Origin of the sequence: Leucobacter tardus (assembly GCF_017583045.1) — a bacterium.
GTDB classification, from domain to species: domain Bacteria; phylum Actinomycetota; class Actinomycetes; order Actinomycetales; family Microbacteriaceae; genus Leucobacter; species Leucobacter tardus.
Map to the genome: position 1 here is coordinate 1194544 of NZ_JAGFBF010000005.1, position 14010 is coordinate 1208553.

The following is a 14010-nucleotide window of genomic DNA, read 5'->3' on the forward strand; positions in this document are numbered from 1 at the left end:
AGAGGTGAACGATGAAATCTACCGTCAATGGAACGTCATGCGAGATCGACGGGGACGTGCACACGAGCGCCCTCGACTTCTTGCGCAGCCTCGGGTTGACCGGCTGCAAGGAGGGCTGCGCCGAAGGCGAGTGCGGTGCCTGCGCCGTCCTGGTGGCCCGACCCGATGAGGAAGGAACGCGCTGGACCGCGATCAATGCCTGCCTGGTCCCGGCGCCGGCGCTCGCCGGGCAGGAGGTCCTCACCGCTGAGGGCCTCGGAAGCCCGACCGACCTGCACCCCGTCCAGCGCGAGATGGCCGAGCGCGGCGGATCCCAGTGCGGGTACTGCACCCCGGGCTTCATCTGCAGCATGGCTGCCGAATACTACCGCCCCGATCGTCGCGCCGCCCACGCCGGCGATGACGGACACGAGTCCGAACCCCCGGAGTCGGGGCTCACGCACGCCGAACAGGGCCCGCCGGTCGAGGAGGGCGAGAACGGCTTCGACCTGCACGCGCTCTCGGGCAACCTCTGCCGCTGCACCGGGTACCGACCGATCCGCGACGCGGCCTTCGCCCTCGGCTTTCCGGAGTCGGGTGACACGATCGCCGAGCGACGCGACAGCCAGGCACCGCGACCCGAAGCCATCGACGTCAGCGACGGCACCGCCCGCTACCGTCGTCCGGAGTCGCTGGCAGAGGCACTGCAGGTGCTGCAGGACGCACCGGAGACGCAGGTCGTCGCCGGCTGCACGGACTGGGGCGTCGAAGTCGGCGTCGGCGGCAAGCGCGCCACCTCGATGCTCGCCATCGACCGCCTCCCCGAACTGCGCCGGATCGACTGGTCGGACGAGCGGATCGAACTCGGGGCCGCTCTGACGCTCTCCGAGCTGGAACGCGCCACCACCGGACGCCTCCCCCTGCTCGCCGAACTCATTCCGCAATTCGCCTCGCGTCTCATCAGGAACAGCGCGACGATCGGCGGCAACATCGGTACCGGATCCCCGATCGGCGACGCCCCGCCCGTGCTGCTCGCACTCGAGGCCTCGCTCGTCCTGGCGTCCGCCGACGACGAGCGTGAGATCCCCCTCGCCGAGTACTTCACCGGGTACCGGCAGACGGTGCGGCGCGACGACGAACTCATCACCGCGGTCCGCATCCCGCTGCCGCTGGCGCCGCTCACCCGCTTCCACAAGGTCGCGAAACGGCGCTTCGATGACATCTCGAGTGTGGCCGTCGCGTACGCGCTGAGCGTCGAGGACGGCGTTGTCGCGCGGGCACGCATCGGACTCGGCGGTGTCGCCGCCACCCCACTGCGTGCTCGCGAGACGGAACGTGCGCTCGAAGGACAGCCGTGGTCGGCGGAGACCGCACGCGCGGTGTCCGCGACGCTCGTCGCCGAAGGCACACCGATGGATGATCATCGCGCGAGCGCGCGGTACCGCTCCGCGATGCTCGGCACCTCGCTCGAGCGGTTCTTCGCGGAGACCGACGAGACGGCACGCGACGGTCGGGCACTCCCCCCGGGATTCCGCCCGACCGGCCGGAAGGCGGTGTCGCGATGAGCTCCCTGTCTCAACGTCCCCCTGCCCCGGTCGTCGGCGCCTCGGTGCCGCACGAGGGCGCTGCGCTCCACGTCACCGGACACGCCCTCTACACCGACGATCTCGTGGGCCGCATGCCCGGAGCGCTGCACGCGTACCCGGTGCAGTCGACGCACGCGCACGCGCGGATCCTCGAGGTGCGCACCGCACCGGCTCTCGAGATTCCCGGGGTGGTGGTCGTCCTCACGGCGGACGACGTTCCCGGCGTCAACGACGCCGGTGCGAAGCACGACGAACCGCTCTTCCCGGTGGACGAGATCATGTTCTTCGGTCAGGCGGTCTGTTGGGTGCTCGGCGAATCGCTCGAAGCCGCGCGACAGGGCGCCGCAGCGGTCGAGATCGAGTGCGCGGAGCTGCCGGCCCTCGTCACCGTCCCCGAGGCCATCGCCGCGGAGAGCTTCCACGGCGTGCGCCCCACCATGCGCCGGGGCGACCTCGACGCGGGCTTCGCCGAAGCCGACCACATCGTGGAGGGCGAGTTCGAGTTCGCCGGGCAGGAGCACTTCTACCTCGAGACCCAGGCCTCGCTCGCCCACATCGACGAGAACGGTCAGGTGTTCATCCAGTGCAGCACGCAGCACCCGACCGAGACGCAGGACATCGTGTCGCACGTGCTCGCGATCCCTGCCCATGAGGTGACGGTGCAGTGCCTCCGCATGGGCGGAGGGTTCGGCGGGAAGGAGATGCAGCCGCACGGGTACGCGGCGGTCGCCGCGCTGGGCGCGAAGCGCACGGGTCGGCCGGTCCGCGTGCGCCTCACCCGCACGCAGGACATGACGATGACGGGCAAGCGCCACGGGTTCCACTCCTCCTGGCGCGCAGGGTTCACGAACGAGGGGCTGCTCACGGCGCTCGACGTGACCCTCACCGCCGATGGCGGATGGAGCCTCGACCTGTCGGAACCCGTACTCGCTCGCGCCATGTGCCACGTCGACAATGCCTACTGGATCCCGAACATCGCGGTCCACGGTCGGATCGCGCAGTGCCACAAGACCTCGCAGACCGCGTTTCGCGGGTTCGGGGGGCCGCAGGGCATGCTCGTGATCGAGGAGATCCTCGGTCGGGCGGCGCCCCGGTTCGGCGTGCCGGCCCGCGAGCTACGGCGGCGCAACTTCTATCGAGACGGCCAGACCACACCGTACGGGCAGCCAGTCCGCCACGCGCAGCGGCTCGGTGCGGCATGGGATCAACTGCTCGACCGCGCCGAGGTCGAGCGCCGAGAGGGCGAGATCGCACGCTTCAACCGTGAGCATGCGCACGCGCGCCGATCGCTCGCGCTCACCCCGGTGAAGTTCGGCATCTCGTTCAACCTCACGGCCTTCAACCAGGGCGGCGCGCTCGTCCTGATCTATAAAGACGGCTCCGTGCTCATCACGCACGGCGGCACCGAGATGGGGCAGGGTCTGCACACGAAGATGCTGCAGGTCGCCGCCACGGCGCTCGGCGTACCGCTCGAGACCGTCCGCTTGGCGCCGACGCGCACGGACAAGGTGCCGAACACCTCGGCCACCGCCGCGAGTTCCGGCAGCGATTTGAACGGCGGGGCGGTCAAGGACGCGTGCGAGCAGATCTCGGAGCGACTCGCCGGGGTCGCGGCGACGCTGCTCGGCGTACCCGCCCCGGATGTGCGGTTCGCCGACGGCGTCGTCTTCGGCCTCGGCACCACGGAGACGCTGACGTGGGCGGAAGTGGTGCGGGCGGCGTACCTGCAGCGGGTCCAGCTCTCCGCGTCAGGCTTCTACCGCACCGAGGGCCTGTACTGGGACGCCACGGTGATGCAGGGCGAGCCGTTCAAGTACTTCGCCTACGGCGTCGCGGCGACCGAGGTCGAGGTGAACCGGTTCGACGGTTCGTACCGCACGCTCCGGGTCGACATCGTCCACGACGTCGGAGACTCGCTGTCGCCGCTCATCGACATCGGTCAGATCGAGGGCGGCTTCGTGCAGGGCGCCGGGTGGTTGACGCTCGAGGATCTGCGCTGGGACACGGGCGAGGGTCCGCGGCGCGGGCGTCTGGCGACGCAGGCGGCGAGCACGTACAAGCTGCCGAGCTTCTCCGAGATGCCCGACACCTTCAACGTGTCGCTCCTCGAACAGGCGCACGAGGAGGGGGCCGTCTACGGTTCGAAGGCCGTCGGCGAACCCCCGCTGATGCTCGCGTTCTCTGTCCGAGAAGCCATCAGGCAGGCCGTCGCCGCGTTCGGCCCCGAATCGGCCAGCCCCACACTCGCCTCGCCCGCGACACCCGAAGCGGTGTTCTGGGCGATCGAGTCGGTCGCACCCCGCACGCCATGAGCTGGACGGACGCCGTCGCTCGACTCCGCGCCGAGCGACGGCCGGGCGTGCTGCTCACGGTGATCGCCGTGCGCGGGCATGCGCCCCGCGAGGCCGGCGCCAAGATGGTGGTCGCCGCGACGGAGACGACGGGCAGCATCGGCGGCGGGAATCTTGAGATGACCGCGGTCGCGCGGTCGCGCGAGATGATCGCGATGGGCGCGGAGCAGCCGGAGACGCTCGAACTGCGGCTGAACGACCGCGCACCGGCAGAGCACGGACGGCAGTGCTGCGGCGGCGAGGTAATGATCCTCCTCGAACCGTTGCCGGCGCCTCCGGTCGTCGCGATCTTCGGCGTCGGCCACATCGGACTCGAGCTGACCCGCATTCTCTCGCGGCACGACATGGATCTGTTCCTCTCGGACTCGCGTCCCGAGCAGATCGAGGCCGCAGCCGCCCTCGACCCCGGCGACGCGACGATCCACCTGCGGCACACCGTGCTCGGCGAAGAGGTCGTCGCCGAGCTCCCCGCCGGCAGCCACGTGCTCATCATGACGCACGACCACGCGGAGGATCTGCACCTCTGCGATGCCGCGCTGCGCCACCCCGACCTCGCGTCGGTGGGCCTCATCGGCTCATCGGCGAAGTGGCAGCGCTTTCGCAAACACCTCACCGAGGCCGGGCACGCGCCCGACCTGGTCGACACCATCACCTGCCCCATCGGGCTTCCGGACCTGCCGGGGAAGCGCGCGGCGACCATCGCCGTCGGCGTCGCAGCCGTGCTCCTCAGCAGTCTCCGCACCACAGATTCAGGAGTCCACTCATGACCATCTATCGCGCACGCGTCTTCGACACCCCGCAGAACCCCTTCCTCGGCGGACGCCTCCGCGGCGACGCCGACTGCGCCATCGCGGTCGACACCGACGGCACCATCGTGTTCCGCGGTGCGCCCGATGAGGCGCGCCGACGGCTTCCCGACGATGACCTCGTCGACCTCCGCGACGGGCTCCTGCTGCCCGGCATGGTCGACACGCACGTCCACTTCCCGCAGATCCGCGCGATCGGGTACCTCGGTACACCGCTCCTCGAGTGGCTCGATCAGTGCGCCCTGCCCGAAGAGGCTCGCCTCGCGAACACCGGGTACGCCCGGGAGGTCGCGAGCGAATTCGTGACGGGACTCGCTTCGAGCGGCACCACGACCGCGCTCGTGTTCGGGTCCCACTTCGCCACGGCCGTCGACGCGCTCTTCACCGAGGCCGACCGAGTCGGGCTGCGGGTGACCAGCGGGCTCGTGACGGCCGACCGGATCCTGCCTGAGCCCTTGCTCACCACGCCCGACCGGGCCTTCGCGGAGGGCGAGGCTCTCGCCCGCGCTTGGCACGGCACCGGACGCCTGCGCTACGCCGTCACCCCGAGATTCTCCCTGTCCTCGAGCGAGGCCCTGCTGCAGAGCGACGCGGCGCTGCTCGCCGCTCTCGGCGGCGCCTTCTTCACCTCGCACATCAATGAGAACCTCGCCGAGGTGGCGGCCGTCGCCGATCTCTTTCCCGAGGCGCGCGACTATCTCGACACGTACGACCGGGCCGGACTGCTGCAGCCCCGGGCCGTGCTCGCGCACAACGTGCACCCGACCGATGCCGAACTCGTGCGTCTCGCGGAGACCGGAACCGCCGTCGCGCACTGCCCGACCTCGAACTCGACGCTCGCCAGCGGATTCTTCCCGCTCCGCAGACACCACGCGCACGGGGTCCGCGTGGCGCTCGGCTCCGACGTCGGCGCCGGCACGGGGTTCTCCCTCTTCAAAGAGGGAGTCCAGGCGTACTTCATGCAGCAGCTCGCCCCCGAGGGCGGCGTGGCGCTCAGCGCGGCGCACCTGCTGCACCTCGCCACCTCAGCGGGAGCGGACGCGCTCGATCTCGCCGATCAGATCGGCGACCTCTCGGTCGGCAAGCGCTTCGACGCCATCTGGGTGCGCCCGGCGCCGGGCGAGCCGCTCGATATCGGGTTCCGTCACGCTTCCGGCGATGACGATGCGCTCGCGAAGCTCTTCGCGCTCGGCACGCCCGCCGATGTGGCGACGGTGTGGGTCGACGGCCGCGTCGTCACGCGACGGGACCGGGAGTCGGGGCGAGCGGACCGGCCTCGGGCAGGCCGAGCTGATCATCCTCGCCCGTCGCGATCCATGACGCCGTGAGCAGCAGGGTGCGGCAGATGAAATTGAACCAGAGCAGGAGGCCGATGACGACCGCGAACGGCGCGAGCAGCGGGTTGCTCGTCACGTTGCTCAGCAGCGCCGCGCCGGCGATCTTCAGCAGGAACGTGGCGCCCGCGCCCAGCGCGCACCCCGCGAGCAAGTGGGTGCGCGGCACCCGTACCTCGGCGAGATAGCGGAACATCGCCATCAGCACGATGACGTCGAAGGCGTACATCGCGGCGTACCGGGCGACGGTTCCGAGTCCGCCGACGATCCAACTGTCGTGCCCCCAGCCCAGCCAGTCGAGCACCGTGTCGAAGACGTTGGTGCTCACGAGCGTCAACGCTGACGAGATGACGATGGCGAGCGAGAAGCCGAGTGCGAGCACGAGGTCGCGGAGCTTGAGCAGGAACCAGTTGCGGTACTCCTTCACCTCCAGGTCAAAGGTGATCCGTATCGCCCGGCGCGTGCCGGTGAACCAGAGCACGGCGACGAACGCGAGCGAGATGCTGGCGATGATGCCGCCCACGCTCACCGCTGAGGCGCCGAGCAGATCCTGCAGCGAGACGAGACTGTTCTGCTCGCGACCGATGAGTCCCGGCACGAACATGTTGATCTGGTCGACGAGGGAGTCGAGCAGCTCGGTCCGGTCGCGCAGCCAGATGCCGATGGCACTGAAGCCGAGCCAGAGCCCCGCGAAGACGGCGAACAGCGCCTGGTAGCTCATGCCTGCGGAGAGCACTCCCCCGCCCACCTGGGTGAATCGAGACACGGCTCGCCACACGCGCGTGAGACGCGCGCGTTCGAACACGTGGATACCGCGCTGCACCCACGCGCGGGGACGGGGAGAGCTCTCCTGGTCGTGCGGCGGTCTGGCGTCGAGCGGGTCAGACGGCCCGGACGCGGACGACGCCCCGGGGTCCGCGCGTGCGCGGCGCTCCCGGGGCGTCGTCATGTGGGGTCTGTTCGGCGCGCCTCTCTAGGAGGTCTTGCCGGTCCGGATCGCCGCCTTGACCTCGGCGATGGCCTTCGTGACCTGGATCCCGCGCGGGCAGGCCTCGGAGCAGTTGAACGTGGTGCGGCAGCGCCACACGCCTTCGCGGTCGTTCAGAATGTCGAGGCGCACCTGGGCGTTGTCGTCGCGCGAATCGAAGATGAACCGGTGCGCATTGACGATGGCCGCGGGGCCGAAGTACTGGCCGTCCGTCCAGAACACCGGGCACGACGAGGTGCACGCGGCGCAGAGGATGCACTTCGTGGTGTCGTCGAACCGCTCGCGCGAAGCGATGTCCTGCACGCGCTCCTTGCCGGGCTCCGGCGCGGAGTTCGCGACGAGGAACGGCTGGACCGCGCGGTACGACTCGAAGAAGGGCTCCATGTCGACGATGAGGTCCTTCTCGAGCGGCAGTCCCTTGATCGCCTCCACGTAGATGGGCTTCGAGATGTCCAGATCCTTCACCAGCGTCTTGCAGGCGAGGCGGTTGCGTCCGTTGATGCGCATCGCGTCGGACCCGCAGATGCCGTGCGCGCACGAGCGGCGGAAGGCGAGGGTGCCGTCCTGGTCCCACTTGATGCGGTGCAGCGCGTCGAGGATGCGGTCGGTCGGGTACATGGGAACGTCGAAGTCCTCCCAGTACACGCCCCGATCGTTCTCCGGGTTGAACCGGCGGATCAGGAGGGTGACGGTGAAGGGCTTCGGAGCGTCGTCCGGCGCGCCGGGGGTCTGATCGACTTCAGCGGTTGCTGTGCTCACGGCTCAGTACTTCCTCTCCATCGGCGGGTATCTCAGCTCGCCCTCATCGTTCTTCACCATCACGACGGGCTTCCAGTCGAGACGGATGTGGTCCTCAGGATCGGCCGAGTGCGGGTCGCCCGAGAGGTAGGTCATGGTGTGCTGCATGTAGTTCTCGTCGTCGCGGTTCGGGTAGTCGTCGCGCATGTGACCGCCACGGCTCTCCTTCCGGTTCCGGGCGGCGAACACGAGCACCTCGGCGAGGTCGAGCAGGAACCCGAGCTCGATCGCCTCGAGCAGGTCGGTGTTGTAGCGCTTGCCGCGGTCCTGCACGCCGACGTTCGTGTAGCGCACGCGGAGATCGTGAATGACGCCGAGCACCTCGGTGAGCGACTCCTCCGTGCGGAACACCTGCGCGCCGCGGTCCATGGCCTCCTGCAGCTCGCGGCGCAGGTCGGCGACGCGCTCCGTCCCGGTACCGGTGCGGAAGTGGTCGACGAGCTCGCGGATCTCGCGCGAGGGATCGGCGGGCAGATCGACGAACTCGGCGGTCTGCGCGTATTCGGCCGCGGCGTTGCCCGAACGCTTGCCGAAGACGTTGATGTCGAGCAGCGAGTTCGTCCCGAGACGGTTCGAGCCGTGCACCGAGACGCACGCGCACTCGCCCGCGGCGTACAGGCCGGGGACGACGGTGTCGTTGTCCGAGAGGACCTCCGCCTTGATGTTGGTGGGGATGCCGCCCATCGCGTAGTGCGCCGTCGGGAACACCGGCACGGGCTCGACCACCGGGTCGACGCCGAGGTAGGTGCGCGCGAACTCGGTGATGTCGGGAAGCTTCGTCTCGAGCACCTCGGCTCCCAGGTGGGTGCAGTCGAGGTAGACGTAGTCCTTGTGCGGACCGGCGCCTCGGCCGTCGAGCACCTCCTGGACCATGCATCGCGCGACGATATCGCGGGGGGCGAGGTCCTTGATCGTCGGGGCGTACCGTTCCATGAAGCGCTCGCCCGATGCGTTGCGCAGGATCGCTCCCTCGCCGCGGGCGCCCTCCGTCAGCAGGATGCCGAGGCCGGCGAGGCCGGTCGGGTGGAACTGGTAGAACTCCATGTCCTCGAGGGGCAGACCCTTGCGCCAGATGATGCCGACGCCGTCACCGGTCAGGGTGTGCGCGTTCGAGGTGGTCTTGAAGATCTTGCCGAAGCCGCCGGTCGCGAAGACGACGGACTTCGCCTGGAACACGTGCAGCTCGCCGGTGGCCAGCTCGTACGCGACGACGCCGGCGGGACGGCCGTTGTTCATGACCAGGTCGAGCGCGTAGAACTCGTTGTAGAAGTTCACGCCGAGCTTCACGCAGTTCTGGTACAGGGTCTGCAGGATCATGTGACCGGTACGGTCGGCCGCGTAGCAGGCCCGACGCACGGGCGCCTTGCCGTGGTCACGGGTGTGGCCGCCGAAGCGACGCTGGTCGATCTTGCCTTCGGGCGTGCGGTTGAACGGCAGACCCATGTTCTCGAGGTCGATGACGGCGTCGATCGCCTCTTTCGCGAGAATCTCGGCGGCGTCCTGGTCGACGAGGTAGTCGCCGCCCTTGACGGTGTCGAACGTGTGCCACTCCCAGTTGTCGTCCTCCACGTTGGCGAGCGCGGCGGCCATGCCGCCCTGCGCCGCTCCGGTGTGGGAGCGCGTCGGGTAGAGCTTGGTGATCACCGCGGTCTTCGCCTTCGGCCCGGCCTCGATGGCCGCCCGCATGCCGGCGCCTCCGGCGCCGACGATCACGACGTCGAACTGGTGGTAGGTGACGCCGTCCTTGACGGTGATGTCCTCGCCCTCATGGGTGTTGGTGGTCACGTTGGTCCTATCTCAGGTCAGAAGAGTATGTTCGGCTCGCGGATCGGACGGTCGTTACGGCACCGGGCAGAAGCTGGCGACGAGCGACGGGTCCGCACCGGCGGGGCACGGGTCGAAGGTGAACACGACGAGCGTGCCCAGGATGATGAGGATCGCGGCCGAGAGGAACAGCGCGAGCTTGAGTCCCTTCGCGAGGCCGGGGCGCGAGATGTAGTCGTTCACGATCGTGCGCATGCCGTTCGCACCGTGGATCAGGGCGAGCCACAGCATCGCGACATCCCACCACTGCCAGAACGGGTTCGCGAGCTTGCCGCCGACGAAGCCGAAATCGATCGCGTGCACCCCTCCCGGGGTCGCGATGAGGTTCGAGAAGAGGTGCCCGAAGATGAGCACGACGAGCACGACGCCCGACGCGCGCATGTAGATCCAGCCCCACTTCTCCCAGTTCGTGCTCTTGCGCGCCGCGATCGGTGACCGGGGGGCTTCCACTGTCATAGCCATGTCTGTCGCCCGCTTCCTAGTGTCCGAACACGTTCATCAGGTGGCGCGGCAGGAATCCCGCCATCACCACGACCCAGCCGGCGATCACGACCCAGAACATGACCTTCTGGTACTGAGCGCCCTTGCGCCAGTAATCGACCAGGATCACGCGCAGGCCGTTGAAGGCGTGGAAGACGATCGCGCCGACCAGTACGGCCTCGCCGAGTCCCATGATGGGCGTCTTGTACACGCTCATGACCGCGTTGTAGGCCTCGGGACTCACGCGCACCAGCGCCGTGTCGAGCACGTGCACGAGGAGGAAGAAGAAGATCGACACTCCGGTGATGCGATGCAGCACCCAGGACCACATGCCTTCGTTACCGCGGTACAGCGTGCCGCCGAGGCGGCTCCGCTTGGGCGCCGCAGGTGCGACTTCTGCCGTTTGGGCTGACACCGACATCCTCCTCAGATCGAACTGCCGTACCATTATGTCACTGTTCTGGGCTGCCTCGGGCCACACCGGGAGTCCCATCGCATGCGACTCCGGCGCGACGACGCTCAGCGACTCGCGCGCAGCCGTGAGCATCAATGAGCACAATTCGCTCCGGCACCCGCACCCCCCACTCTCTCTTGTCATCCTGAGTACGCTGTGCGGAAACAGGACGAGGACGTCCGCACGAAGGAGTGTGAACAGTAATGACGGAGACATCCGTGGACGCCGCAGACGGCGCTCCGCAGCACACCGGGTCGAAGGCCCGGAAGACCGTGGCCAGGGTCATCGGAGGCGCGGTGGCGGTCGCCGCGATCGGGGCGGCGAGCTTCGGTTCGATCACCTCCGCCGCCGCAGGCCAAGACATCCACGCGTCGATGACCATCGTCGCGCCGGCCGCGGCCGGCGGTGGCTGGGACACCGTGGCGCGCGAGCTGCAGCAGGCTCAGAAGGCGAACGGTCTCATCAATAATGTGCAGGTCGTGAACATGCCGGGCGCCGGCGGCACGATCGCACTCGGCAACGTATCCGCCCTCGACGGCACCGCGAACAATCTGCTCGTCGGCGGCACCGGGCTGCTCGCTGCGACGATCCAGTACGGGTCGGCCGCGACGCTCGACGACGTGACGAACCTGGCGGTGCTCTTCGAGGAGTACGACGTGATCGTCGTTCCGGCTGATTCCCCGTACGAGACGCTCGACGATCTCGTGACCGCCTGGAAGGAAGACCCGAAGGCGCTGCCCTGGACCGGCGGCGGCTCGTTCGATCAGCTCGTGGTCACCGACCTCGCGCTCGAAGCCGGCATCGACCCAGTCGACACCACCTACATCTCGTCCGACGGCGGAGGTGAGGCGATCCAGGCGCTGCTGAACGGCACCGCTGCGGCGGCCTCGGGCGGGTATCCCGACAACATCGATCAGATCGAGTCTGGCCGTCTGCGCGCGCTGGCGCTCGTCGCCGAAGAGCCAGTCGACGGCATCGACATCCCGACGGCGCGCGACCAGGGCTACGACATCACCCTCTCGAACTGGCGCAGCCTTTCGGCGCCCGCCGGGCTCACCGATGCAGAGATCGATGGACTCGACGAGCTGATCGCCGAGAGCATCGACACCCCGGAGTGGCGCGACGCCGTCGAGCGCTACCACTGGACCGAGAAAGTGCTGACCGGCGACGAGCTCGACGCCTTCCTCGCAGAGGAGCACGAGCGCATCGCACGACTGTATGAGGAGATGGGACAGTGACGTTCTCTGACATGGCGGCCAACAATCCGACGTCGCTCTCGGCAACACTCGGTGAAGAGATCGAGATCGGCCCCGCCGACAACGGCACGCTGGAGCTGCTCAAGCAGCTCATCATGCCCGCGGTGCTGCTCGCGTTCGCCGGGTACCTCTTCACCGGCATCGTCACGATGGCGATTCCCGAGGGCACCGACTTCCCCGGCCCCGAGTTCTTCCCGTCGATCATCGCCGGCGGACTCACCCTCTTCGCGGTCCTGCTCATCATCGGCGCGGTCAAGCAGAAGCTGCGGACCGTCACCGCGATCCGGACCGGGGCGATCGTGCTGCCCGCGGTCGACGAGGATGAGGTCCACCTCGGCACCGGCGCTCCGAAGCGCCGCGTCGGTCTCGATCCCGTTTCGCTCGCCTGGGTGGTCGGCGGTTTCCTGGCCTTCGCGCTGCTGCTGACGTTCCTCGGCTGGATCGTCGGCGCCGCAGCCCTGTTCTGGTGCGTCGCCCGCGGGTTCGGAGAGAAACGTCCGGTGCACAGCCTGATCGTCGGTCTCACCGCGAGTTCGATCTCGTACATTCTGTTCGACATGCTGCTCGGGCTCTCGCTGCCCTCGGGCCTGCTCGGTTGGGGGTTCTGATCATGGAAACACTGCAGCTTCTCGCCGACGGGTTCGCCGGCGCACTGACGCTCGAGAATCTCATGTGGGTCGTCGTCGGCTGTCTCCTCGGCACCGCGGTCGGTGTGATGCCCGGTCTCGGATCCTCGATGGCCGTCGCGCTCCTGCTCCCGGTCACGTTCGCCCTCGAGCCCACCGCGGCGTTCATCATGTTCTCCGGCGTCTACTTCGGCGGTCTGTTCGGCGACTCGACCATGGGCATTCTCATGAACACCCCCGGTCAAGCGTCCGCGATCGCCTCGACGTTCGAGGGCCACAAGATGGCGCTGAACGGGCGAGCGGCGCAAGCGCTCGCCACGGCGGCGATCGGCGCGTTCATCGGCGGCTTCATCGCTTCGATCGTCGTGGTCTTCATGGCCCCGCTGCTCGCGGACTTCTCGACGCGATTCGGCCCGGCGGAGTTCTTCGCGCTCGCGGTCTTCGCCTTCGCCGCGACATCGTCCGTGGTCACGGACAACGCGGTGAAGGGTCTTGCCTCGCTCTTCATCGGACTCGGCATCGCGGTCGTCGGCGTCGATGGGGTCTCGGGCGCGCCCCGGTTCACCCTCGACTCCCCGTTCCTGTTCGACGGCATCTCGCTCGTCACCGTCACGGTCGCGATCCTCGCCCTGGGCGAGGTCATCTACGTGGCGTGCCTCGAGCGTCATGTGCAGGGCGGCAACCTCATCAAGCCCACCGGCCGACCGTGGCTCTCGCGCAAGGATCTGCGCGAGGCCGCTCCCGCCTGGGCGCGCGGCACCGCAATCGGTCTGCCGTTCGGCGTCGTGCCCGCCGGTGGCTCCGAGATCCCGACGTTCCTCGCGTACGGGCTCGAGAAGAAGCTCGACGGCCGCCGCAAGAAGCCCATGTTCGGGAAGGGCGCCATCCGTGGTCTCGCGGCTCCTGAGGCGGCCGGCAACTCGACCACCGGCATGGCGATGGGCGCGCTGCTCGCGCTGGGTCTGCCGATCTCCGCGACGGCGGCCATCATGCTGGCCGCGTTCCGCCAGTACGGTCTGCAGCCGGGGCCGCTGCTCTTCGAGCGCTCCCCCGACCTCGTGTGGGCGCTCCTCGCCAGCTTCTTCATCGCCATGGTCATCCTGCTCATCCTGAACCTGCCGTTCGCGATGCTGTGGGCGAAACTGCTGCTCATCCCCCGCCCGTACCTCTACGCCGGTATCACCATGTTCTGCGCGCTCGGCATCTACGCGTCGTCGGGTTCGGTCTTCGATCTGCTGATGCTGCTCGGGATCGGTCTCGTCGGGTTCCTGATGCGCGCGGTCGACTTCCCGCTCGCGCCGCTCATCATCGGCATGGTGCTGGGGCCGCTCGCCGAGACGAGTCTCCGCGACGCCGCGATGAGCGCCAACGGTGACTTCAGCGTCCTCGTGCAGGGCCCGATCTCACTGACGCTCTACGGTCTGCTTGCGCTGGTCCTGGTCTTCGCGGTCCTCAACCGCGTACTGGCGCGCGTGCGTCGCACCCGCGAGGTCGAGGCGGAAGAACCGGTCAACGTCTGACGCACGAC

The 14010-nt window shown here is 68.6% G+C and carries 12 protein-coding genes; 7 read left to right on the forward strand and 5 right to left on the reverse strand.

The features are described from left to right. Positions 1–11 precede the first annotated feature (11 nt). From J4H85_RS12595 to guaD, 4 genes are read left to right on the forward strand one after another with little or no spacing between them, the layout of a single operon-like run. Positions 12–1544: a xanthine dehydrogenase small subunit gene (locus J4H85_RS12595; RefSeq protein ID WP_208240128.1), complete on the forward strand. Its 1533-nt coding sequence runs from the start codon at positions 12–14 to the stop codon at positions 1542–1544. Beyond that, entirely contained in the window at positions 1541–3877 is a 2337-nt protein-coding gene (gene xdhB, locus J4H85_RS12600) for a xanthine dehydrogenase molybdopterin binding subunit (protein WP_208240131.1), read from the forward strand. The genes J4H85_RS12595 and xdhB overlap by 4 nt, the downstream gene beginning before the upstream one ends. Beyond that, a complete protein-coding gene (xdhC, locus tag J4H85_RS12605) occupies positions 3874–4683 on the forward strand; it encodes a xanthine dehydrogenase accessory protein XdhC (protein WP_208240133.1) in 810 nt (269 codons plus the stop codon). Before xdhB ends, xdhC begins: the two co-directional genes overlap by 4 nt. Beyond that, a complete protein-coding gene (gene guaD / locus J4H85_RS12610; protein ID WP_208240135.1) occupies positions 4680–6050 on the forward strand; it encodes a guanine deaminase in 1371 nt (456 codons plus the stop codon). The genes xdhC and guaD overlap by 4 nt, the downstream gene beginning before the upstream one ends. Here guaD and J4H85_RS12615 read toward each other — a convergent pair. From J4H85_RS12615 to sdhC, 5 genes are read right to left on the reverse strand one after another with little or no spacing between them, the layout of a single operon-like run. Next, positions 5959–7005, reverse strand: coding sequence for a YihY/virulence factor BrkB family protein (locus J4H85_RS12615; protein ID WP_208240137.1), 1047 nt, complete (start codon positions 7003–7005; stop codon positions 5959–5961). The genes guaD and J4H85_RS12615 overlap by 92 nt on opposite strands. 24 nt (positions 7006–7029) lie before the next feature. Next, positions 7030–7803 (reverse strand): succinate dehydrogenase iron-sulfur subunit, encoded by a 774-nt coding sequence (locus J4H85_RS12620; protein WP_208240139.1) that lies wholly within the window; start codon positions 7801–7803, stop codon positions 7030–7032. Between the two features lie 3 nt (positions 7804–7806). After that, positions 7807–9627, reverse strand: coding sequence for a succinate dehydrogenase flavoprotein subunit (gene sdhA / locus J4H85_RS12625; protein ID WP_208240140.1), 1821 nt, complete (start codon positions 9625–9627; stop codon positions 7807–7809). Positions 9628–9681: 54 nt separating this feature from the next. Beyond that, a complete protein-coding gene (locus tag J4H85_RS12630; RefSeq protein WP_208240141.1) occupies positions 9682–10128 on the reverse strand; it encodes a succinate dehydrogenase hydrophobic membrane anchor subunit in 447 nt (148 codons plus the stop codon). 16 nt (positions 10129–10144) lie between these two features. Next, a complete protein-coding gene (gene sdhC / locus J4H85_RS12635; RefSeq protein WP_307863671.1) occupies positions 10145–10561 on the reverse strand; it encodes a succinate dehydrogenase, cytochrome b556 subunit in 417 nt (138 codons plus the stop codon). A gap of 242 nt (positions 10562–10803) precedes the next feature. Here sdhC and J4H85_RS12640 point away from each other — a divergent pair, with 242 nt between their 5' ends. From J4H85_RS12640 to J4H85_RS12650, 3 genes are read left to right on the forward strand one after another with little or no spacing between them, the layout of a single operon-like run. Continuing rightward, positions 10804–11838: a tripartite tricarboxylate transporter substrate binding protein gene (locus J4H85_RS12640; RefSeq protein WP_208240143.1), complete on the forward strand. Its 1035-nt coding sequence runs from the start codon at positions 10804–10806 to the stop codon at positions 11836–11838. Continuing rightward, the gene (locus tag J4H85_RS12645; protein WP_307863673.1) at positions 11835–12464 is read left to right on the forward strand and encodes a tripartite tricarboxylate transporter TctB family protein; all 630 of its coding nucleotides are present in this window, start codon (positions 11835–11837) and stop codon (positions 12462–12464) included. The genes J4H85_RS12640 and J4H85_RS12645 overlap by 4 nt, the downstream gene beginning before the upstream one ends. Positions 12465–12466: 2 nt before the next feature. Further along, positions 12467–14002 (forward strand): tripartite tricarboxylate transporter permease, encoded by a 1536-nt coding sequence (locus tag J4H85_RS12650; RefSeq protein ID WP_208240144.1) that lies wholly within the window; start codon positions 12467–12469, stop codon positions 14000–14002. Positions 14003–14010: the final 8 nt, after the last annotated feature.

Excerpts from the sequence above, each read along its gene's own strand:
- J4H85_RS12595 (WP_208240128.1), top strand. The coding sequence starts at position 12 with ATGAAATCTACCGTCAATGGAACGTCATGCGAGATCGACGGGGACGTG.
- xdhB (WP_208240131.1), top strand. The coding sequence starts at position 1,541 with ATGAGCTCCCTGTCTCAACGTCCCCCTGCCCCGGTCGTCGGCGCCTCG.
- xdhC (WP_208240133.1), top strand. The coding sequence starts at position 3,874 with ATGAGCTGGACGGACGCCGTCGCTCGACTCCGCGCCGAGCGACGGCCG.
- guaD (WP_208240135.1), top strand. The coding sequence starts at position 4,680 with ATGACCATCTATCGCGCACGCGTCTTCGACACCCCGCAGAACCCCTTC.
- J4H85_RS12615 (WP_208240137.1), bottom strand. The coding sequence starts at position 7,005 with ATGACGACGCCCCGGGAGCGCCGCGCACGCGCGGACCCCGGGGCGTCG.
- J4H85_RS12630 (WP_208240141.1), bottom strand. The coding sequence starts at position 10,128 with ATGGCTATGACAGTGGAAGCCCCCCGGTCACCGATCGCGGCGCGCAAG.
- J4H85_RS12640 (WP_208240143.1), top strand. The coding sequence starts at position 10,804 with ATGACGGAGACATCCGTGGACGCCGCAGACGGCGCTCCGCAGCACACC.
- J4H85_RS12650 (WP_208240144.1), top strand. The coding sequence starts at position 12,467 with ATGGAAACACTGCAGCTTCTCGCCGACGGGTTCGCCGGCGCACTGACG.